Source organism: Arthrobacter sp. MMS24-S77, assembly GCF_054888235.1.
The window spans coordinates 1177562-1197877 of the sequence record NZ_JBTZRN010000001.1 but is presented as its reverse complement, the minus strand read 5'-3'; the positions used below and the strand labels follow the sequence as shown (position 1 = coordinate 1197877).

At 62.0% G+C, this 20316-nt stretch carries 22 protein-coding genes; 16 read left to right on the top strand and 6 right to left on the bottom strand.

The annotated features are described in order from the left end of the window. The first annotated feature begins 2 nt into the window (after positions 1 to 2). A complete protein-coding gene (locus ACX5I4_RS05485) occupies positions 3 to 1439 on the top strand; it encodes a flotillin family protein (RefSeq protein ID WP_268024449.1) in 1437 nt (478 codons plus the stop codon). A gap of 8 nt (positions 1440 to 1447) precedes the next feature. Further along, on the top strand, positions 1448 to 1693 hold the full coding sequence (locus tag ACX5I4_RS05480; RefSeq protein ID WP_461835776.1) for a hypothetical protein: 246 nt from the start codon (positions 1448 to 1450) through the stop codon (positions 1691 to 1693). Between the two features lie 56 nt (positions 1694 to 1749). On the opposite strand, the gene ACX5I4_RS05475 is transcribed toward ACX5I4_RS05480, so the two are convergent. Continuing rightward, complete coding sequence (locus tag ACX5I4_RS05475; protein WP_461835775.1) at positions 1750 to 3633, bottom strand: polysaccharide deacetylase family protein; 1884 nt, start codon at positions 3631 to 3633, stop codon at positions 1750 to 1752. Positions 3634 to 4007: 374 nt separating this feature from the next. Here ACX5I4_RS05475 and ACX5I4_RS05470 point away from each other — a divergent pair, with 374 nt between their 5' ends. From ACX5I4_RS05470 to ACX5I4_RS05435, 8 genes are all read left to right on the top strand, one after another. Next, entirely contained in the window at positions 4008 to 5237 is a 1230-nt protein-coding gene (locus ACX5I4_RS05470; RefSeq protein ID WP_461835774.1) for a glycosyltransferase family 4 protein, read from the top strand. Further along, a complete protein-coding gene (locus ACX5I4_RS05465) occupies positions 5234 to 6673 on the top strand; it encodes a UDP-glucose dehydrogenase family protein (protein WP_461835773.1) in 1440 nt (479 codons plus the stop codon). The genes ACX5I4_RS05470 and ACX5I4_RS05465 overlap by 4 nt, the downstream gene beginning before the upstream one ends. Before the next feature lie 248 nt (positions 6674 to 6921). Next, positions 6922 to 7188, top strand: coding sequence for an uberolysin/carnocyclin family circular bacteriocin (locus ACX5I4_RS05460; protein WP_268024459.1), 267 nt, complete (start codon positions 6922 to 6924; stop codon positions 7186 to 7188). A 25-nt stretch (positions 7189 to 7213) separates the two neighbouring features. After that, positions 7214 to 7759 carry a stage II sporulation protein M gene (locus ACX5I4_RS05455; RefSeq protein WP_461835772.1) on the top strand — a complete coding sequence of 182 codons (546 nt, stop codon included), beginning with the start codon at positions 7214 to 7216 and terminating at the stop codon, positions 7757 to 7759. Next, complete coding sequence (locus ACX5I4_RS05450) at positions 7756 to 8364, top strand: hypothetical protein (RefSeq protein ID WP_461835771.1); 609 nt, start codon at positions 7756 to 7758, stop codon at positions 8362 to 8364. The genes ACX5I4_RS05455 and ACX5I4_RS05450 overlap by 4 nt, the downstream gene beginning before the upstream one ends. A 36-nt stretch (positions 8365 to 8400) precedes the next feature. Further along, on the top strand, positions 8401 to 8808 hold the full coding sequence (locus tag ACX5I4_RS05445; protein ID WP_461835770.1) for a hypothetical protein: 408 nt from the start codon (positions 8401 to 8403) through the stop codon (positions 8806 to 8808). 3 nt (positions 8809 to 8811) lie between these two features. Beyond that, positions 8812 to 10083 (top strand): hypothetical protein, encoded by a 1272-nt coding sequence (locus ACX5I4_RS05440; protein WP_461835769.1) that lies wholly within the window; start codon positions 8812 to 8814, stop codon positions 10081 to 10083. A gap of 208 nt (positions 10084 to 10291) precedes the next feature. Beyond that, complete coding sequence (locus ACX5I4_RS05435; protein ID WP_461835768.1) at positions 10292 to 10936, top strand: ABC transporter ATP-binding protein; 645 nt, start codon at positions 10292 to 10294, stop codon at positions 10934 to 10936. A gap of 79 nt (positions 10937 to 11015) precedes the next feature. On the opposite strand, the gene ACX5I4_RS05430 is transcribed toward ACX5I4_RS05435, so the two are convergent. Beyond that, positions 11016 to 13340 carry a helix-turn-helix transcriptional regulator gene (locus ACX5I4_RS05430; protein ID WP_461835767.1) on the bottom strand — a complete coding sequence of 775 codons (2325 nt, stop codon included), beginning with the start codon at positions 13338 to 13340 and terminating at the stop codon, positions 11016 to 11018. Between the two features lie 1102 nt (positions 13341 to 14442). On the opposite strand from ACX5I4_RS05430, the gene ACX5I4_RS05425 reads away from it, so the two are divergent. Continuing rightward, entirely contained in the window at positions 14443 to 14856 is a 414-nt protein-coding gene (locus ACX5I4_RS05425; RefSeq protein WP_461835766.1) for an excalibur calcium-binding domain-containing protein, read from the top strand. Between the two features lie 53 nt (positions 14857 to 14909). Here the strand turns inward: ACX5I4_RS05425 and cspE are convergent, their stop codons facing one another. Beyond that, a complete protein-coding gene (cspE, locus tag ACX5I4_RS05420) occupies positions 14910 to 15113 on the bottom strand; it encodes a transcription antiterminator/RNA stability regulator CspE (RefSeq protein ID WP_028266315.1) in 204 nt (67 codons plus the stop codon). A gap of 290 nt (positions 15114 to 15403) precedes the next feature. Here cspE and ACX5I4_RS05415 point away from each other — a divergent pair, with 290 nt between their 5' ends. The 4 genes from ACX5I4_RS05415 to ACX5I4_RS05400 all read left to right on the top strand — a co-directional run bounded on the left by ACX5I4_RS05415 (position 15404) and on the right by ACX5I4_RS05400 (position 18119). After that, positions 15404 to 15673 (top strand): type II toxin-antitoxin system Phd/YefM family antitoxin, encoded by a 270-nt coding sequence (locus ACX5I4_RS05415; protein ID WP_461835765.1) that lies wholly within the window; start codon positions 15404 to 15406, stop codon positions 15671 to 15673. Next, positions 15670 to 16062, top strand: a complete 393-nt coding sequence (locus ACX5I4_RS05410; RefSeq protein WP_461835764.1) for a type II toxin-antitoxin system VapC family toxin — start codon at positions 15670 to 15672, stop codon at positions 16060 to 16062. The genes ACX5I4_RS05415 and ACX5I4_RS05410 overlap by 4 nt, the downstream gene beginning before the upstream one ends. Positions 16063 to 16109: 47 nt before the next feature. After that, positions 16110 to 16874 carry an alpha/beta fold hydrolase gene (locus tag ACX5I4_RS05405; protein ID WP_461835763.1) on the top strand — a complete coding sequence of 255 codons (765 nt, stop codon included), beginning with the start codon at positions 16110 to 16112 and terminating at the stop codon, positions 16872 to 16874. Positions 16875 to 17015: 141 nt separating this feature from the next. Then, positions 17016 to 18119 carry a thioredoxin domain-containing protein gene (locus ACX5I4_RS05400; RefSeq protein ID WP_461835762.1) on the top strand — a complete coding sequence of 368 codons (1104 nt, stop codon included), beginning with the start codon at positions 17016 to 17018 and terminating at the stop codon, positions 18117 to 18119. 27 nt (positions 18120 to 18146) lie between these two features. On the opposite strand, the gene ACX5I4_RS05395 is transcribed toward ACX5I4_RS05400, so the two are convergent. Both ACX5I4_RS05395 and ACX5I4_RS05390 read right to left on the bottom strand, forming a co-directional pair. Further along, on the bottom strand, positions 18147 to 18758 hold the full coding sequence (locus ACX5I4_RS05395; protein WP_461835761.1) for a VOC family protein: 612 nt from the start codon (positions 18756 to 18758) through the stop codon (positions 18147 to 18149). 96 nt (positions 18759 to 18854) lie between these two features. Continuing rightward, a complete protein-coding gene (locus ACX5I4_RS05390) occupies positions 18855 to 19307 on the bottom strand; it encodes a MarR family winged helix-turn-helix transcriptional regulator (protein WP_461835760.1) in 453 nt (150 codons plus the stop codon). A gap of 54 nt (positions 19308 to 19361) precedes the next feature. Between ACX5I4_RS05390 and ACX5I4_RS05385 the strand changes: the two genes are divergently transcribed. Further along, a complete protein-coding gene (locus ACX5I4_RS05385) occupies positions 19362 to 19730 on the top strand; it encodes a VOC family protein (RefSeq protein WP_461835759.1) in 369 nt (122 codons plus the stop codon). 39 nt (positions 19731 to 19769) lie between these two features. Here ACX5I4_RS05385 and ACX5I4_RS05380 read toward each other — a convergent pair whose 3' ends face one another. Then, the gene (locus tag ACX5I4_RS05380; RefSeq protein WP_461835758.1) at positions 19770 to 20264 is read right to left on the bottom strand and encodes a VOC family protein; all 495 of its coding nucleotides are present in this window, start codon (positions 20262 to 20264) and stop codon (positions 19770 to 19772) included. Positions 20265 to 20316 lie beyond the last annotated feature (52 nt).

Below are 20316 nucleotides of genomic sequence, written 5' to 3'. Positions count from 1 at the left end.
TCATGTTCGACCTCGTTGCTTATCTCCCCATTCTTGTCACCGTATTGGGGGTAGTCGTTGCCGTTGCCGTCATTAGGCTGCTCATCACATTGATGTGGAAGGTGGCTGAACCAAACGAGGCATTGATCATTTCCGGCCTGACCCGAGGAAGTTTGGACACCAGGGACGGAATGGACTTCAAAATTGTCACCGGCAAGGGTGCCTTGGTGGTTCCCGGGCTCCAGACAGTGAGGACTTTGTCCTTGACGCTGAACGAAACAGAACTCCAAGTCAACTGCGTGACCTCGCAAGGTATCCAGGTGATTGTGGAGGGCGTGGTTATTTACAAAATCGGTGACGCCGCGCCATTCATTGCGAACGCCGCCAGGAGGTTTCTCGGCCAGCAGCCCAAAATGGAAAGCCAGGTCTACAACGTCTTTGAAGGACACCTGCGCTCGATCATTGGCAGCATGACCATGGAAGAAATCATCCGCGAGCGGGACAAACTCGCCTCATTGGTCCGCAGTGCCAGTGGTATCGAAATGGAAAAGCTCGGCCTGGTGGTTGATTCCCTGCAAATTAAGGACCTTCAGGATCCCACGGGCTACATCCAGAACCTGGCCAAGCCGCATATTGCCCAGGTCAAAATGGAGGCCCGCATAGCCGAAGCCACCAGGAACCGCGAGGCAGCTGAGAAGGAAGCTGAGGCGGCTGCCCAGATTGCCGACGCCCAGAGCATCTCGGCGATCAAGCAATCAGCAGCCCAGGCCAACGCCGAGACTGCCCGGGCCAACGCGGCACAGGCCGGGCCTTTGGCCGATGCCACGGCGCGCCAGCAAGTGGTGGTCCAGGAAACCGAGGTGGCCAAGCTTGAGGCGGACCGCGAGGAGCAAAAGCTCCAAACGTCCATTCGCAAGCCTGCCGACGCCAAGGCCTACGCGCAACGGACCGAGGCAGAAGCCCAAAAAGCTGCCGACATCAGCGCGTCGGAGGCGCGGGCACGGCGTACGGAGCTCGAGGCCCAGGCGAACGCCCGCAAGGTGGAAGTCGAAGCGCAAGCCAACGCCACTGCCGCGGCCGCGATTGCGGGAGCCACAAAGATCACCGGTGAGGCCGAAGCGGCAGCCACGAAGGCACGCGGTGATGCCGCGGCTTCCGCTATCAAGGCCAAGTCCTTGGCGGAAGCCGACGGTATCAAGGCCCGCGCGGAAGCACTTGGAACCAACCAAGAGGCGGTCATCTCCCAGCAGCTTGCGGAGAACATGCCGGCGATCGTGGCGGCCGCGGCCGAGCCCTTTGCGCACGTGGGGCAACTGACGGTCCTCAACGGCGGCGAAGGGCTCAACAGCATGGTGGGAGGAATCCTGTCCCAGGTGGGCAACTTCCTGCCATCGATCACGGCTGCCCTCAAGAACGGCCAGGTGCCTCCCAAGCGGCCTACCAAAGCCCCTGACGCATAGCGAAACTGATGCACAAAGAGGTTGATCGGAGCCTGACCGGCAAGATCGGGAGGGTCACGGGGCGAATCGGTCCAGGCACCGTGGGGGAAGTCATGCTGCCGTTCCATGGCGGCACGAGTGCCTTCCACGCGCACCCTTTCGACAAGACCAGTGTCTTCAACGTCGGCGATGAGGTGCTGGTCATCTACTACGAGCCACCCGGGACCGTATTCGTTGACGAGCTGCCAGACGTGCTGAGGGCGGGCAACAAGTAGCTGAGGGCGGCTACCTATGTAGCCGCCCTCAGCGTTCGTTTCAGTTGCTCAGTGACTCACCCCAGTGGCGGGGCTCCCACGCTGTCATACATCGCGTAGTCGTCCGTGATGAGTGTTCCGTTGTTGAACAGGCTCAGTCCGAAACTGATGGCAGTGGCCCCGGCGGGGAGTGCCGGCGTCGTGAGGTTTGCCTGCGTGTAGGTGCTCGTGGCTGGCAGCCACGGTCCGGAGGTCCAGTACACCCAGTTGCCGGAGGCGTCCCGGTAGTACACCGCGAACTGCGTGACTGCAGTTGACGTGTACCAGGCCCTGAGCGAGTAGGTGTGTCCCGCTACGGCCGCAGGTGGGCAGGTGCTGTTATCGAGGGTCGGAAGCAGCTTCGCGTCACCACTGGAGTAGCCCGTGATGGTGAGCTTCTCCGCTTTGGTGCCGGTGTGGGCAGTAGCTACCGTGCTGAACACGGCGGTGTTGGTGCCGTATCCACCTGCCTGCCAGCACTGTGGGAACGCGCCCACGCCGGCCGTTTCAAGGCTGGGATTCTGTACCAGGTTGCCGCCGGCTGGTGGTGGCGGCGGAGGCGGTGGCGGCGTGCCGACGTCGAACATCTCGTAGTCATCCGTGGTCAGCGTGCCGTTGCTGAACAGGTTCAGGCCGAAGCTGATACCGCTGGCACCGGTAGGCAATGGAGGCGTTGTCCACGTGGCCTTTTGAAAGGTCGTGGCCGCTGAGAACCAGGGGCTTGATGTCCAGTACTTCCACGAGCCTACGCCGATCCGGTAATAGAGCTCGAACTGGGTACTTGTGGTCGATTTATACCAGGCACCAATGGAATAGGCGTTCCCAGGCGTGGCTGTGGGTGAGCACCCGCCCAGGTCAAGGGTGGGCAACAGCTTGGCGTCGCCGTCCACGTAGTTGGTGACCACCAGCCTTTCTGCCACGTTCCCTGTGTGTCCCGGCCTGACGGTGGAGAAGGTTGCCGTGTTGGTGCCGTAACCCGCTCCGGCCCAGCACTGCGGGGCCCCGCTGACCAACGTTTCAAGGCTTGGGTTCTTGATCAGGTTGCCAGTACCCTCTGGCGGGGCTGCCGGTCCGGGGACGAGCGGCTTGACGGTTCCGCCGATCACCTGCGCCACCGTCTTGACGGTGGTGGTTGCAGGGCGGGCCTTGAGCCATGTGGCGAACTGGTTGAACAGGGTTGGCGTGATGTTCAGCGGGTCCGTGCTGGTAGCTGAAATGTGGTGGAAGGTGAGCTGGACCCACCCGCCTGCGGGCTCCGCCTGGGTGACGGACTTTTGCAGGTCTGCAAGCGTCCAGGTCTTGTCCACTTCATCCGGGGCCGCCGTGTTGTACGGGTTTGCCGGCGGAATGGTCTCCGCGAGGGCGCAGCCGTTGCAGCTGAACCGCGTCTTGATGTCACCAAGATTGCGGGCACTGTTGTAGCCGCAGTTCTTGACTATGGTTTCGATGGATGCGTTCTCGGCAGCGAATGGATACGCGAAGTCAGTGATCGTGAATCCAAGGTTGCTGAGGTTGACCCTGTCGTTGCAAATCTGGCGAGCTGCCTCATCCGACGTCACGGTAGTCAGATCCGGGTGGGTAACGGTGTGGCCGGCAATCTCATTGCCGTTCGCCACAAGGCCCTGCATGTCGCTTGTCGTCAGATAATTGGGGTTGTTAATGAATCCGGACGGCGTGAAGAAGGTACCCACCAGGCCCAGGCTCTGCAGGGTCTGCGCGGCGTTGAGTTGGTCGGCATTTGCATCGTCAAAGGTCAGGGTGATGACGGTGGGGTTGGCAGCCTGGGCTGCGGGTGCGGTCACACCGGTGGTGACGCCTGCGAATGCAAGTGCCACCACAACGGTGGAGAACCACGTGAACCATTTTCCGCGGATCGTTCCCCTGAACGTCCGGTGCTGCTCGGTACGGTTGAAGAGTTTCATAAGGTCTGGCTCGATTCTAGGCAGTGGCCTGGCCGGACATACGGGCGGCGCGGGGTGATAACACCCGGCGCTGTTCAGCACGTGAGGATGCGCCGACCAGTCGGCGCGCTCTCTGGCCGAAATACCCCGGTGCCCGGGACAAGCCCCAGTCATGGCCACGAGGTTCATTACAGTTTTCACCGTAAGTCGGGCCCCTAGTAGGGAATAAGAGTATGTTCTACCCGTCTTTCAGCTCCGTAATTACCTAGATTGGCGCATTTTCCGCCGCTCGGGATCCTCCACTCGTGACAGCAACATCAGTTTGTTAACCAAACCTTCCCCCAGCGTCACGCCCATTCCCCCGCTTCGCCAACCGCCGAGCACACCGTGGAGGGGTGAGGATCGCTATCGTTGCCGAATCATTCCTGCCGCTCATGAACGGGGTAACCCACTCCATCCTGCGGGTGCTGGAGCATCTTCAAGAGCGCGGCGACGAAGTGATGGTGATTGCGCCGTCGACGTCGGACACTGCTGTCTCGGACGTCGTGAACGGCGCGTTTGTCCACCGCCTCCCTTCCGTGCCGCTGGCCGGATACACGAATGTGCGGGTGGCGTTGGGCGGTGTGAGCCGGGTCAAGAGAATCCTTGCCGACTACGCACCGGACGTCGTCCACCTCGCATCCCCTTTCGTCCTCGGTTGGCGGGCTGTGCAGGCCGCGCACCAGCTCGGAATCCCCACGGTAGCCATCTACCAGACCGAGGTTCCCAGCTACGCCGCGCGGTATGGCGTGCCGATCCTGGAAAACTGGGCATGGAACCGAGTGGACAACATCCATCTACTCGCAGACCGCACACTGGTCCCGTCCACGTTCGCGCTCAACCAGTTGCGCGGCCGCGGGATCTTGCGGGTGGGCATGTGGCGGCGCGGTGTGGATACCGCGCGGTTCTCCCCCACTAAGCGCTCGACGGCGTGGCGAGCCTCCGTAGCGCCCGACGGCGAGCGCGTCATCGGCTACGTCGGCCGCCTTGCGGTGGAAAAGCAAGTGGAAGACCTGGCGGTGCTGGCGGATCTGCCGGGAACCCGCCTGGTCATTGTGGGCGACGGGCCGCAGCGCGCTGTCCTCGAAGCGGCGTTGCCGAACGCCGTCTTCACCGGATTCCTGGGTGGCGACGAACTCGCCCAGGTTGTTGCGGGCTTTGACCTCTTCGTTCATCCCGGCGAGTTCGAAACGTTCTGCCAGACCATCCAGGAGGCCATGGCATCGGGGGTTCCCGTGGTGGCCACCGGACGCGGCGGCCCCCTCGACCTCGTGGAAAACTCGCGTACCGGCTGGCTCTACGAGCCGGGTGATCTCGCCCAGTTGCGCGGCTACGTGCAGGACCTGGTGGGCGACGACGCCAAGCGCCGCGCGTTCGGAAAGGCAGCACTCGCTTCGGTCCAAGGACGGACGTGGCCGGTGCTGAGTGCCCAACTCGTGCAGCACTACGAGGCAGTGATCGACGGTGATGCGCTGGTGGAGCCACCTACTGTACCCATCCACCCGGCCGAGCTTCGGGCGGCCGAGCTTCGGGCGGCCGAGCCCGCCACCATTTCCGTGACTTCCAGCAAAGGACTCCCAGCATGAAAATCTCCGTCGTCGGCTGCGGCTACCTTGGCGCAGTACATGCCGCAACGCTCGCGTCGATGGGCCACACCGTGGTGGGCATCGACGTCGACGCCCAGAAGGTGGCCCACCTGAACAAGGGCTTCGCGCCTTTCCACGAACCCGGCCTTGATGAACTCCTCCGGGACGGCTTCGCCACCAAACGGCTCACGTTCACCACTGACTTTGCCGATGCTGCCGACGCCCAGACGCACTTCCTCTGCGTGGGCACTCCGCAGTCCAAGACCTCGGACACGGCGGACCTGTCCTACGTGATCGCGGCTACGAAAAGCCTCCTCCCCCATCTGGCGAGGGGCGCCGCCGTCGTCGGCAAATCCACCGTCCCCGTAGGAACGGTGGACATGCTCCGCGGCATCCTTGCCCGGAGGCCTGATGTCCTGCTCGGCTGGAACCCCGAGTTCCTGCGCCAGGGCACGGCTGTGAAGGATTCTTTGGTACCGGATCGCTTGGTGTACGGCGTGCCGGGCGGCAAGGGTTCTGCCGCAGGCGTCCCCGTAACAGCAGCGCTCGACGCCGTCTACGAACCGCTGATTTCCGCCGGTATCCCGCGGCTGGTCTGCAACTTCGCGACGGCCGAGCTCATCAAATCCGCCTCGAACGCCTACCTCGCCACGAAGCTCAGTTTCATCAACGCCATGGCCGAACTTTGCGATGCCTCGGGTGCCGATGTCACCGAACTCAGCGAGGCGATGGGCCTGGATCCGCGCATCGGCAACCGGTACTTGCACGCCGGCCTGGGCTTCGGCGGCGGCTGCTTGCCGAAGGACATCCGTTCTTTCCGGGCGCAGGCACAGGCGCTGTCCGTGTCTTCCGTTGACGAGTGGATGAACGTGGTCGATTCCATCAATCTGGGCCAGCGCGCCCGCGCCGTCGATGTGGCGCGTGACATGTGCAAGGGCTTCCTGTCCGGCCGCACCGTCACCGTGCTGGGCGCCGCCTTCAAGCCCGACACTGACGACATCCGCGACTCCCCCGCGCTGGACGTCGCCCTCCAGTTGGCCGCGGCCGGCGCCCACGTGACCGTGACCGACCCCAAGGCCATCAACAACGCCTGGATGCGCTACCCCCAGCTCCGCTTCGAAGCGTCCACCACTCGCGCGCTCGAGGGCGCTGAGTTGGTGCTGCTGCTGACCGAATGGGACGAGTACCGCGCCCTCTCACCGGCCGCTGTCGGTTCGCTCGTACGACGCCGGATGGTGCTGGACGCGCGGAACGTCCTGGACGCCGGGGCATGGAAGGCGGAGGGGTGGACTATTCGTGGCCTCGGAACTGGCTCGTTCGCCGAGACCGTGGAGATCCGTGCCGAGGCAAAGCCTGTTGTCCTCCCCGTCGAACCGGTCAACACCCGGCCGTTCATCGTGGGCCCGCCTGCCAAGGCACCGTCAACGCGACGGTGAGCTTCCGCTCTAGGTACCCTCCTTCGTGCACACCTAGACGGGCCTGTACGACCACCTAGATTCAGCAATTTCACACCTAGAAACGCCTCAGGCACACGGGTTTTTGCCCCCACGACCACCTAGACGCTCTATTTCATGGAGAGAATCTGAACCGTGGATGGCTCCTCTTAGGAGGATGCCACCACTCTTCAAGGCCAGCTATGCGTTGGCCGGTCATCTCGAGAAATGGAGTTGAAGTGGAATCAGCAATGACGAAAAGGACGGGGCTTCAGGCGGCGGCCGCGGCTGCGCTGGCCGTGGTTGGCATCTTCGGCGCAAGCCTGGCTGTTTCATGGATCGCGGGGTCTCTCGGCATCTCTGCCGCGGCGGCGTCCCAAATCATGCAGGCCATTGAGGTCGGAGGCTGGGCGCTCGTTGTCATCGGCGCTGTGTTCGGGGCAGGAATCACTGGCGCCTTGATCGCAACGGCTCGAAGCATCCTCTTCCGCATCGGCCGGGCGCAAGCTGTCGCCTAAATCGATGCTTGCTAAGACAGCACGCGTGCTTGGGAGCATCCCTGGGTGGTTGCTCCCAAGCACGGGCTTGATCATGGCTGCCATCGCCGCCTTCGGGTACGCAGCGGTGGACCTGTCGTGGATCCGGGACGCCAGGAATATGGGTGGAAGTCCCCTCTACGGCAAGGATTTCCTGCAGATCCTTGGGCGAAACGTCGGAGCGGCCTTGGTGCTCTACTCGGGAGTCGCGACCCTTGGGCTCACCACGCTCGTGGGGGCCGGAATCCTGGCACTGTACGTTGGTGCCACCCTATCTCTCGGGATGCATTCCGTCGGGGGTGCCGGCCTTCTTGCAGACGTGATCTGGTATGTCCCGTTCGAATTTTTCGGCCTGGTGATGGCGGCGACCGCCGGATTCCAGCCCACCGCAGGCCTTGCTCGCAGGCTGGTTTTCAAGACGGAACCTGTCACAGTGAGGTCATTCATCGACGACATGGCGCGTTCGCTGGGCACTCTGTTCATTGCCCTCGTCCTGATTGTCCTCGGCGCCGTCATCGAGGCCGTCCTGATTCAAGTAAGGGGAATTCCATGACCAATATGGACAACCATAAACAGTCCGAGACCGTCATCAGGGTGGCAACGGTCGGAAAGTTGCGGCCCGAGCCATCCATCGCCAATGAATGGATCTCCACGTCACGCGCCCTGTGGATAACAGGCTACGTTGTGCTGATGTCCTTGGTAGCTCTCCGGCTTCCCTTGACCCGGCGGTATCTCAGCTCCAACGTGCCCGCCGATGTACGGTCCGAACTTGGGGACGAACGCCTACTGGACCTCTCCATGACGGTCGGTACCGTGTTGTTCTTCCTCGTGTACGCGGTGATCATCGCCTTGTACTTCTCCCTCGCCGCGTTCCTGGACAAGCGGGTGATCCCAGGAAAATCGGTGCTCGCAGGCCGTTTTAATGTGGGGGTCTTCTTTGTGATCGCCATGCTTTCCACCATCCCTGTAAATCTATTCAGCGTGGCATTCGGCGTGATCCAGCCGAGGGATGTTCCCGGCTACTGGCTCTATTTCCCCTTGATGGTCGTTCTCGTCTTGGCGATCTTCTACCGGCACTGGCAGGAGTTCTCCACAGGCAGGAAGATCCTCCTTGGGCTTTCAGCCTTAGGACTGTCAACAATAGTCGCCATCGGCTGACCTCCCTCAACCATCGCCCCCAGACAGAAAATCCTCATGACTACTTATCTCTATAGCGTTCTTCTAAGAATCCTTGGATTCATAGTGGCCACCTTCTCCGGTATTTCCGCCAGCCTCATCTGGTCCGCGGTTCCCCCGGAGGGACTCAACAATATTGATCCACTCGTTCTAAGGAATACGGCCGTCGCGGTCCTCCTCGTACTCGGTGTGGCCGCACCATTGATTGCCGCCTTCAGCCCGGCCCGGAAATGGCTGCCGCTCAAAGCTGCCGTTTTCGCCGTCGCCGGTTTTGCCAACGCGGCCGCGCTCGGTCCCGCGATAGTTGTCCCGTTTCAGGGAACGACGTCGGTCATCGCCGTCGTCTGTGCACTCGGGCTGGCAGTTCTCACCATTGTGGCCTTCATCGACTCGGTCCAAAAGAAGACTCCCCGGAACAAGTTCTAGGCAATGATGAGCACAAAAGCCCCTGCCGACATCGATGGCCGGGTCCGCGACGCCAAGCCCGCTGGCGCGTCGGTCTGGAGGTCCGATTACCGAATCTTGCGCGACTTCCGGGCTTTCGAAATCGTCAATGCGATGCGCTTGCCACTCACCCTGGACGGTTTCAGGGCCCTCGCGACCTTCGGATCAATAGCCTTGATTGTGGTTGGAACCCTCGTGTTCGTTTCCACGATGTCTGTTCTCCGCGACGGCCCGTTCCGCCATGACATAGCTGCTGTGCTCAATTGGGGGTTCCTCAGCATCCTTTATGCCGCCGTCGCCACGGTGCTCAGCGAGGTCATCTCAAGCCGACGGCTCTCAGTCGCCGGCACCCCGCACCTGGAGCTTTTCAGGGCAATGGAACTTCCGCTCCAGCAGGTTGTGGTGAGATACGGCTTGATCCCGGCGTTCCGGCGCACAGGCATGCTTTGGTATTCTGCTGCGATATTCCTCGCGATCTTCTTCGAGGAGACGCCGACCTACCTCAACGTCCTGGCGGCTTCGATCTCCGTGTTGGCTTGCGCTTCCTGCGCCTGCTTCCTCTCTGTTCTTCATTTCGCCTCCGCGCCGGTACGACGGATAGGCCTTCACTGGCTTTTTTGCTTCTTAGCGCTGGTTCTCGGACTGGCGCTCGGAGCGGCCACAGGGTTTCTTGTGCCTCGGCTCGCTCCGCTCGGCGGCCTCGCAGAAGACACTTCGCGTGCCCTTCCGGTGCTGTGTTTGCTAGCGGCGACTTCCTGCGGGCTGTTGGTCATGCTCGGCATCCGCAAGTGGCGCGGCCTCGCCTATCGAAAGATCTCCCTAGACACGCAACGGGACCCCAGGCGCCGATCCGTGGCCAAGTTTGGTCTATTCGTTGTCACCGATCTGTTGAGCAGCAAGCATGGCTCTGTGGTCAGCACGGTCGTCCTCGCTTGGATTACCGTCGTTGGCATCCTGCTCGGAGCAAGAGGCGTTCTCCCCCTCGACTCGACCCTCAGTGACGAGGAATTGCGCAAGTTCCTGGTTGGCGTTGCCGTTCTCCTGGGCCTGGGAGTCACGGAACCGATGCTTTATCGGATCGGGCCCACAGCAAAGCTTTACCACTACCGGTTTGTCTGGGAGAACGGCTTCTCCGGCACCGCGATCGTTGCCCGTCTCATGGGGATCTACATTCTGGCGGGGGCGGTCATCGGAGGATTTGTTTTCCTCGGTGCGCTCCTTCTCCTGGGCATTCTTGCCCCGGCACTGTCGCTATAGGCATGATCGTCGCAGCGTCCGGGGTCGTTGCGGAATCGTGTTCCCGACCGCCGACCACTACCGACGGCACGAAGTCCAATGACATCATGGACGCCCTGTTTACGCTCCTCCTGATTTCTCCTTGCTCGCTCATCCTTATCGTCAGCCCCGAATTCAGCACGTTGCTGTTGTTGGGCTACTCCATCCTTTTGACCCTGGGGGCCGCCACATGTCTGAATCAACGTCTTTTGAGACTTCGATCGAGATTGATTCTGTAACTGCCGGCTACCGGCAAGGTTCGCCCGTCCTGGACGGACTCAGTCTGAGTATGAATGCGCCCGGGCTCTACAGGGTGGCTGGTGGCAACGGCAGCGGTAAGTCGACTCTTCTCGAGCTCATTAGCGGTTTCTTGCAGCCTTGGGCCGGAAGCGTGCGCCTTTGCGGCATCGATGCCAGTTCCCCCGATGCCCGCCATGTACGGAGTGTCTGCCGCACGACGCCCGCGCTCTTTCCTTCCATGACCGTTCACGACCATCTGGCGCTCGCGGCCCGTAGCCGTCAGGTCGGCCCGGAGGCAGGGCTCGCACGTCTGGCTAGATATGGATTGGAAGATTGGGCGGAGCAGCCCGTGTCGATGTTGTCGACGGGCAATATCCGAAAGCTCTGGCTTCTGATGTGTACCGTAGCCGATACCCCGGTGGTCGCCATCGATGAGCCCTTCAACGGTATGGACGTTCAAGGCATCGAGGCCCTTGTCGGAGAGCTGAGCGAGTGGGCACAGCACAAACTAGTAGTGCTTGTCTCCCATACAGTTCCCGACCAGCTGCCGATTGGCCATTCCTTCGTCTTCGAGCGAACCGAGGTGGAGGCGTAGCCGAGACACGTGGCCGCGTAGTTCCGATACGCACACCCAATCCATGGATCGGGACTACTCAATGCCCGGAAAGCCGTTCCTAGCGGAAGGGAGCCGTATCCCGGACCAGGTCAAATAGGGCAGCGCGCGTTGGGCTTCCGGTCTTTCGGAGCGCGTTGGAAATGTGGTTTTCAACGGTCCTGATACTGATTCCCAGGTGCTCTGCGATCTCGGGGTTGGAGCGATGACCGGCCAGGGCAGCTATTTCAATTTCCCGGACCGTCAGAGGCGAGTAGCTTCCGGAATTGAATGCCATGGGCTCATCTGCCGAAGGGAATCGAGTCGCAAAAATCGAGTATGCCCGCTCCATCTCGGCCGCCCCTACGGTGTCGTCCACGAAGGCATATCGCTTAAACGCACCTCTGAGCAGCATCCGAACCTGGTAGAGATCGGAGTCGGGCTCGTAATTCTCGAGCAGGACGCCGAGCAATTGGTGGTCTTGCTCCACCACCGCTGCCGCAATTGCCACAAGCTGGTCGTGTGAAGTGCAGGCGTGTTCCTTCAAGGTCTGCCGAAGAATCTCAAGAACCTTCCGGCCAGGAAGAAGGCAAGTGAAGAAGAGTGCAGAGTACGTCGCTTCCAGAACATAGCCACGTTCCAGCTGCCGTCGAATGAGGCGTGCGGCTTTCCTGTCGAATACTGCGGGGATGAGGGGCCGCCCGGCGACGAGCTCGTAGACTCCCTTTGCGATTCCCGGAAGAGGGCCGACGTCTTCGGCCTCGCGCCGCGCCTGCGTTGCAAGGGTCGCGGTGGGCAAGATGGCCGACGTCGCAGCCCTCAGCCCGGCGAGCCGCAGCATGGCGTCATGGAGGGAATCCACTAGGAAGCCCGGCCGTCCCATGGCGAAGACGCTGCCCATCAGGTACTCTGCCTCGTCGAAATAGCCACGGTAGACGAGTGCCTGGGCGGCGACATAGGTGTTCGACACTATCCCGAATTGGTCCAGCTTGCGGCGGGCTTCCGCGCGTTGGTCGAGCGCAAAGACAATTGCTTCCTCGATCCGCCCGGAGGTGAACAATGCCAGTCCTCGGATGAAAGGTCCGATGAGGGGAAATCCCCTGAATCCGTTTGAGGAGTCGATGGCATTGAGTGCCGCGGAAGGGTTGAGGCGGTAGAGTTCCAACATCCCCCGAACGCAGGCCAGGACACCGCTTTCAGGGTGGCGATCGTGGAGACGCGCGAGGGTGTCGTCGAGATTCTGAGGCATTCGGTCGTATGACGCTCCGAGGAAAAGTTCTACCGATTCAACCTCGGCCGACCATTCAGGGTGTTCCTTCCCAAAGTTCCTCAGGGCGTCGGCCGCATAGTCCAGCCCTTTGCCGGAGTGGATAGCCCAAAGCGCCTTGCTAACTGCCAAGAAGAGGAGTTCGCACGTGTCTCCCTCCGAGCTCACTGTCTCGGAAAGCACGCGCTCAATTCTGGATGTGTCAGCGGGCGAGCCCCAGTAAACGCTCAGGAGCGCCACGGCGTTCGATACCGATTTTTCGGCATCCCACCGGTCAAAGCGGCGACGCTCTAGAACCGAGATTTTCTCATGTAGATGGCGCGCCGTAGCCGCGTCGTCTGTACTCCGTTCAAGGCGCACCGCGGCCAGGACCCCCACCAGCGAATCGGCTGGCGTGACGTCACCATTGGGTTCCTGTGGCGGGACGCTCAAGGTCCGGGTGATTCGATCCTGCAGTACCCGCCGGCTCGTGAGCACCCGTTGGCCGCGGAAATAGTCGGCCAGCACCGGCGGCGTGATCGCAGCGCAAACGTTGTTGTGTTGATCCTCCATGACGGAAATCAAGCCGTGCTGTTCGAGCCGGTCCAGAATATCTGCGTCGACTACCCGTTGCAGCACATCGATGGGCGCCGTACCGGCGATGGCCATGGTCTGAAGGCCGGTGAGCTCGCCGGGCTCGAGTCCTTCAAGGAGAGATTCCACAGTGCCCTGCAGGTGCTCATTCCACAGGGTGTCGCCTGTCATGTGCCATTGCCCGTTGCTAAGGGCAAGCAAATCACTGAGTGAGGCTGTTTCCGCGATTCGGGCCACAAGTCTGGGGTTTCCCGCGGATTTCGTGAGGATGCGGGCAGTGGTATCAGCGTCCGCGGGAGCGCCTAAGACATCGGTGATGAGCTCGCTCACGTGCTCATAGCGAAGCGGATTCAGCTGGACTCTGGCTTCAGGGCCGGGACTCAGAACGGCGCGCCGTCCCTTCGCGTAAGGGGAAGACTCGCCCATTGTCACGATCATCGGCCGCTTCGTCCTGAGCCTCACGGCATCCAGGACCGCAAGGGTCTCCGTGTCGACGAATTCGAGGTCATCGACAACAAGCACACGCTCCCCGGGCCTGGCGAGCCGTCCAGCCAGTGTGTCAACCACCCCCAGCACGCCCAATTGACCTATTCGAATATCAAGTCCCAGGTTATATATTCCACCAAACGGTATTTCACGATGTGAGCGAAGGGCCGAAATAGAGTAAACCGTAGCTCCGGTTTTCTCTAGCTCGGCGATTGTCTTTTGCGCGACGCTCGTGCGTCCGCTTCCGGGCGCACCGACAATTCGGACCATCATGCCGCGAGCAATATAGTCCAGCGTTCGCCGAACTTCCTGTTCGAACACTCGCGATCCAACTTTCTCTGATGCTCTAATCGGGACGCTCCGGGCCCTAGGAGGTGCCACGTCCATCCGATTCGACTGCTGCCTGTCCAGAGACAGGCATTAGGTAGTGGATTCCGAGGCAACCCGAGAGGATCCCCAAGGCTTTTCCACGAACCGCTTCCCAAGGGAACCGTAGATTCCGAAACCGGCGTCTAGGTGGTGTGATGGCGAAACTCCGTGTGCGCCGGGAGCCGTCTAGGTGTGCCGACCTGCGGTTTTGTTCCGCATCTGAGTGTGCGCCCGCGACGACTAGGTGTTCCCCGGGACAACCGAGGTGAGGCTTGGCGGTGACGGTTTCTCCACGTTTCTCCTGTCGGCGTCCTCTTGTTTGAGACGCTACGGGGACTTCGCGGCCGTCTCTAGGCCAAACCCCGCACATGTGGATATTTATTCGAATCCATCTTCTCTAACTCGAACATATATTCGATAACGAGTGTCGCCCCACCTATTTTGAGGCCATGTCAAGATGCTTTTTCGCGCATGTGGAAAACTCTTCCTTTTCTCGCATTTTGGATGCTAGAATCTGCGGACATTCGCGTCAAAAACTGAATCTTGGGGGCAATAAATGAATATTCGCGCGCCTAAAAACTACGGGGCAATAAAGCACGCGTCGCATGACTTTTCGAACCCTCGGAAAGCTGGCTTTAAGGTCTTTGCCATCGTCACGTCAACAGCCGCAGTGCTCTCCCTCGCGGCGTGCGGCGGAAGCGCCACAAGCTCTTACGGGGGTGCCACGCAGTCGGCTTCTGCTTCAGCTTCGGCTTCCGCTTCACCGACCCCCACGCCAACGCCCACACGTACCGCGCCGAAATCCCCGTCCTGCGTGACGGAGAACGCAACAGAGAACTACCCGCCCAAAGAGTTTGTTTGCACGAAGTCCGACGCGGGGGCCCTGCTCTGGATGGAACGCTCGGAGTCCAAGAAGGTAACGGACGCTCGTGCCGCAGCGGCGGCGAAGGCTGCTGCGGAAAAGGCAGCGGCCGACAAGGCGGCAGCTGACAAGGCGGCCGCGGACCAAGCAGCGGCCCAGGCGAAGGCAGACGCCGACGCTGCAGCGGCGAAGGCCCAACAAGACCAAGCCCAGGCTCGGCTTGTACAGCCGCCGGCGCCGTCGTCCGTTTACTATGCGAACTGTACGGCCGCCCGGGCCGCGGGAGCCGCACCTATCTATCGGGGACAGCCAGGTTACCGACCCGCGCTGGATAGGGATAACGACGGCATCGGCTGCGAGAAATAGGCACAAAAAGCAGGGCCGGTCATTGACCGGCCCTGCTTTTTGAAATCCGAAGCTTAGAGAGCCTGGATGTTTACTGCCTGGGGACCCTTGGGGCCCTGCTCGACGTCGAAGGAAACCTTCTGGTTCTCTTCGAGGGAGCGGTAGCCGCCCGAGTTAATTGCAGAGTAGTGAGCGAAAACGTCCTGGCTGCCATCTTCCGGGGAGATGAAGCCGAAGCCCTTTTCGGAGTTGAACCACTTGACGATACCTGTAGCCATTTTTTCAGTTTCCTTACTGAAGGTGGAGGTTGTCCCGACTGTCGGGCCTCCGGTGTGGGGTGTTCTCCACCGTTACTTCAGAAGGTCGCGGTTGATGAACCGCGGGAACTGCCTGAACTACCAAATGCCAAACACAACAACAGCTACAAGCATACAGGGGTTTGGGCGGATGGCTACTATTTGGCAAAAACTCTTCATCTGCTGGCCGCCTCCGCCCGGGCGAACCCCGACGCGGATCAAGCGAATCGACCTCCCGGAATGCGAAGGTGCTACGATTGCTACGGAGGTAAATGATGACCACGATCCCGCACCGCGAACTCCGTAACAGCAGCAGCAAAATTCTGGAACGCGTGAAAAATGGCGAAATCATCGATGTGACCAACAACGGGGAAATTGCGGCCACCCTCATTCCGCCATCCGCTTCGCCTTTCGAACGGCTGCTGCAGTCAGGCAGCGTCCGGCGTGCTGCCGAGAATCCCGTGGATTTCAGGCTTGTGCCCCGCATCAGTACTGAGATGGGCACGTCAGACATACTGGCCGATCTGCGTGGCGAGCGGTGATCACCTATGTGGACACCTCGGCGGTCCTCAAGCTTGTGGTCGACGAATCGGAATCCGCTGCCCTCGCCGAGTACCTTTCGACGGCCGCGGCAAGCGGACACCGCCTCGTCGCGTCAATGCTGCTCTACACAGAGCTCCATTGCGCGGCGCGTCGGCGGGGCCTGGACGCGGGACCGGTGAATACCGTACTCGGTGGCATCAATCTGGTGGACGTCGCCCGCTCCGACCTGATGTACGCGGCCGCCCTTCCTGGCGGGCTGCGGAGCGCGGACGCGATCCATCTCGCAGCAGCGATCAGGCTCCAGGCGGATCTAATGGTCGCTTACGACGTCGAACTTCTCGCCGCCGCTGTTGACGCGGGCGTCACTGTCCTCTCGCCCGGAAAATAGCCGCTCTCCCCCGTCCTTTACTGCCCCAACCGGCGTAGAGTTCCGCCATGGAGCCGATTCGGGTGGTCCTTCTTCCGGGGAGCGTTCTTCCCGCCCAACCCGCTTATGGCGCGCTGATCGAAGCGCTGGGCCCCGACGTCGACGCCGTCGCGAAGGACCTGGAGCTGTACGACGGCGATGAGCCGCCGCCGGGGTGGAGCCTGGACACCGAGATCGACGGTGTGCTCCGCGAGGCCGAAGCCCGCGGTTGGGACACGTTCCACCTGCTCGGTTATTCAGGAGGCGGATCGGCCTCGTTGGCGTTCGCTGCCAAGCACCCCGAGCGCCTGATTAGCCTCACGCTCCTGGAGCCCGCCTGGGCCGGCAGCTGGGACTGGAGCCCGGCGCACGCCGAGCTCTGGAGGGAATACGAAGCGCTGGAGGCGCTCCCGCCTACGCAGTTCATGTCCGCCTTCATGAGGCTGGGAGTGAAGCCCGACGTCGTCCTTCCGCCACCGCCCGAAGGCGGACCGCCGCCGTGGATGGCCAAGCGGCCCGGCGGGATCAGGGCGTTCTTGCGAGACTTCAAGATTTACGATCTGGACCGGGACCGGTTGGCTGCGTTCAATCGGCCGGTGTTTTTCGTCCTCGGTGGCCTGAGCAACCCGGATGACTATGGCGAGGTTGCCGAGCGGCTGTCCACGGTGTTCCCCGATTTCCGCCTTGAGGTCTTCCCTGACCGCCACCACTTCGATCCCCCGCACCGGATCGAACCCGACCGGCTTGGCGCATTGCTGCGCGAGCACTGGGAACGGGCGGATCGGGTCGTCTGAGGTGGGTAAGCTGCGCGCTGAGCGAGTTGGCCGGCGCCTGAACTAACGGCTCCGAGACCCTGCCTCGGGCACCACGCGTGGCGCTATGCTCTGACCATTGGGGGGCGCAGTCGCTCCTGCACAGTAGAAGGAGCACTTCGGATGAGTGACTACCAGCCCGATCAACGCCCGTGGCCGCCCCAGCCAACTACGTACTACGAGACACGCCCCAGCCCCTGGCCCGACCCGCGGCAGGGCTATCCCCCGCCGACTCCGCGCACCGAGCCACTGGCTATCGCCTCCCTCGTCTGTTCTTTTGTGATCAGCCTGCTGGGCATCATCTTCGGGCATATCGCCCTCGCACGGATCAGGCGGAGCGGCGACGGCGGCCGTGGCCTCGCCGTCGCGGGTTTGGTGATCGGCTACGCAGGCCTCGCGGCTGGCATGCTTGCGGCCGTGCTCGCGCTGACGCTCGTGGCCACCGGGATCACCATGACCGCCGGGCAGTGGATCGGAAGCGGGCCGATCGGAAGCAGCCCCTCGCCCACTCCGCTCTTTCGGCTCCCCGACCGGGGGCCGAGCCCAGCGAACATGAACGCCAACGGCGGGATCACCCTCACGGCGGGCCGACAGGTAGTGTCCGTTCCGGCGTCGAGCGTTGACGCCACCACCCTCCCGTCACCGGACCCCGCCGCCCCGACGTTCGGTAACCCGCATGCGCCAGGGATAGAGGCGGCGCCGAAGGGGCAGCCGGCCAAGGTGGTGGTGTACATGGACTTCATGTGCCCGGCCTGCGGCGCCTTCAACAGCTCCTATGTGCCCACCCTTGACCGGCTGCGAAATGAAGGGAAGATCACGGTCGAGTACCGCCCCATCACCATCCTCGACAATGAGTCCACCACGAGGTACTCGTCGCGCGCGTCCGCCGCTGCCGCGTGCGTCGCCGATGCGCACCCGGACAGGTATGCGGACTTCCTCGCCCAGTTGTATGCCCACCAACCAGCCGAGGGGTCCGCGGGCCTGAGCAACCAGGAGCTCGAGTCCCTCGCTGCGGCAGCCGGCGCCAATGCGTCGAAATGCATCGACGGCGGCACGTTCCTCGCGTGGGCGCGGTACTCCAACAGGCTCGCCCTGGACAGCGGAATCAATGGCGTCCCGTCCGCGTTCGTCGACGGCAAGCAATGGGGCGGCGGCGCGTCCAAGGGCGTGGATTTCATCCAGTTCCTCGAGGCCGGCCTCAGCGCCCGTGCGGGCGCCGGAGCGTAGTGGGGGTGCGCTGACTTCCTGTCCGGCTCACGCCGATGCCGGCTCCCACGCGAACCCATCCAGGTCGGTGAACGGGCCGGCGTCGCTGCCGATGGCGAGTCGGTGCGATCCGGTGCCGTCGGGAGAGACGCCGGCGTCCTTGGCGAGGGCGCGGCGGCTGTAGAGCCCCAACTTGACGGGACTCGACGGCATGGCGAACTCGACGTACTTGCCGAAGCTCTTCCCCACAGCGAGGCCGCGGTCGACGTAGAACTTCTTGCTCGCAGCAACGTCAGCGGCCGCCATCAGGAGCACGATCTTGTCGACCTCCCGGGTAGCGGGACCGGTGTCCTTCTTCGCCGACGTCGCGATCTTCCAGATCGCGCCATCCGGAGCCTGCACGACGCCGCCGTACCCCCACAAAGACTTCTCGACCGGCTTCAGCGTCGTGGCGCCGGCTTCGACGGCGGAGCCGATCAGGCTGCTGACGGTGGACGGCTGCGACACGACGAGCGACAACGTGAACCCGCGGAAGCCGGAAGTCGGGGCATCCGAGGCTCGCACCTGCACGCGTGCGCCCAATCCGAAGGCGGCGTCGTAGAACGCAGAGGCAGCCGTGGGGTCGGGTGCTTCAAGGGTGACTGATTCGATGGAGGTCATGGCTTGTCCTTCAGTGAGTTGGATAGCTTCGTGATTTTGACTCTATGCCGGGGCCTCACTGACCCGCTTCTCCGATCCTGACCGATGTGCTTCTTTCTATTGGCTGGCCGGTTGCAGGGAAGCGACGCACTTCCTCAACATGTCTTGGAGCTGTTTCTGTTCGCCGTCAGTAAGGCCGGAGCGCATGGTGTCCTCCACCGCCTTGACTGCAGCACTGGCGGCTTCGAGCTGCTGGCGTCCATGCGCCGTCAGTTCGGTCGGCAGTATTCGTCCGACGGAAGCCTCAGTCGCCCGAGAAACCAGGCCGTCACGCTCTAGCGCCTGCAACAAAACGTTCATCGACTGTCGAGACACAAAGGCACCTCTCGCGAGCTCGGAGTTGGACAGCCCCGGCCGCTGGGCAAGGAGCTCAAGGCAGGCGTAGTGGGTGATGCTCATGCCCAGCGGCCGCAACACACTCTCCATTGCCGTGCGAAGCGCACTAGCCGTCTCCTTAAGGAGATATCCGAGCGATGTATCGAGGCTTACTCTTGTTACGTCTTGACTCATGTCAACATTCTGACATAGCCTTAGTGTCAACTAACTGACACTAAGGAGACCCTCATGCCCGTCACCGGACCCGACTTCATTTCCATCCAAGTGCGCAACCTCGAAGCGTCTGCCTCTTTCTACGAACAGCACCTCGGGCTGACCCGCTCCCAGGCGGGGCCACCCCACGCGGTGGTATTTGACACCAAACCGGTCGCATTCGCGGTCCGGGACCTGGCGCCGGGCGTCAGCCTTGCCTCCGTCCCGCAGCCTGGCCTCGGCATCGGCTTGTGGTTGCACGCTACGGAAACGCAAACGATCCACGACAAATTAGCGGCGGCCGGTACCGAAATCGTCGTCGAACCGTTCGACGGACCATTCGGGCGTACCTTTGCCTTCGCCGACCCCGACGGTTACCAAATCACCCTGCACGACCGCGCCTGACCCGTGCATGCAGTGGTCCACACGCCTCGATAGTGTGCGTCAGTCGATCCGCCTGGACCTCATCTCGGTGTCGAACGACTCCTGAGCGGAACGGATTTTGATCAGTTCGTCGTAGTCTCCGAAAGCGGTCTGCATCTCGGATTGAGAGACGTCCCGCTGGTGGGTTTGGACCCACCAGACGTTGCCGATGGGGTCACGGAGGCGACCGCCACGATCGCCGGTGATGGCGGACTCCATCACGTCGGTGACAATGGCAGCTCCTGCGGTGACCGCGCGATTGATGGTGGCGTCCACGTCGTCGACATAGGCACTCAGAAAACTTGGCGTGGCTGGCCAATCCGGTGAAGCGTCGAAGGTCATCAGTACCGATGATCCGATCTTCGCTTCGGCGTGCCCGATGCTCCCGTCCGGGTTGGGGACCCGGAGGTAGACGTCGGCGTCGAAGGCCTTCTCAATAAACGTGAGGAATGCATCGGCACCGTGCGCCACGACGTAGGGCGTCACGGTGGCTTTGCCACCAGGAATACTTGTCACCAGAATCTCCATTCAGCGAGATGTGCGTTGTTTCGTCACACTATGCGGCAAA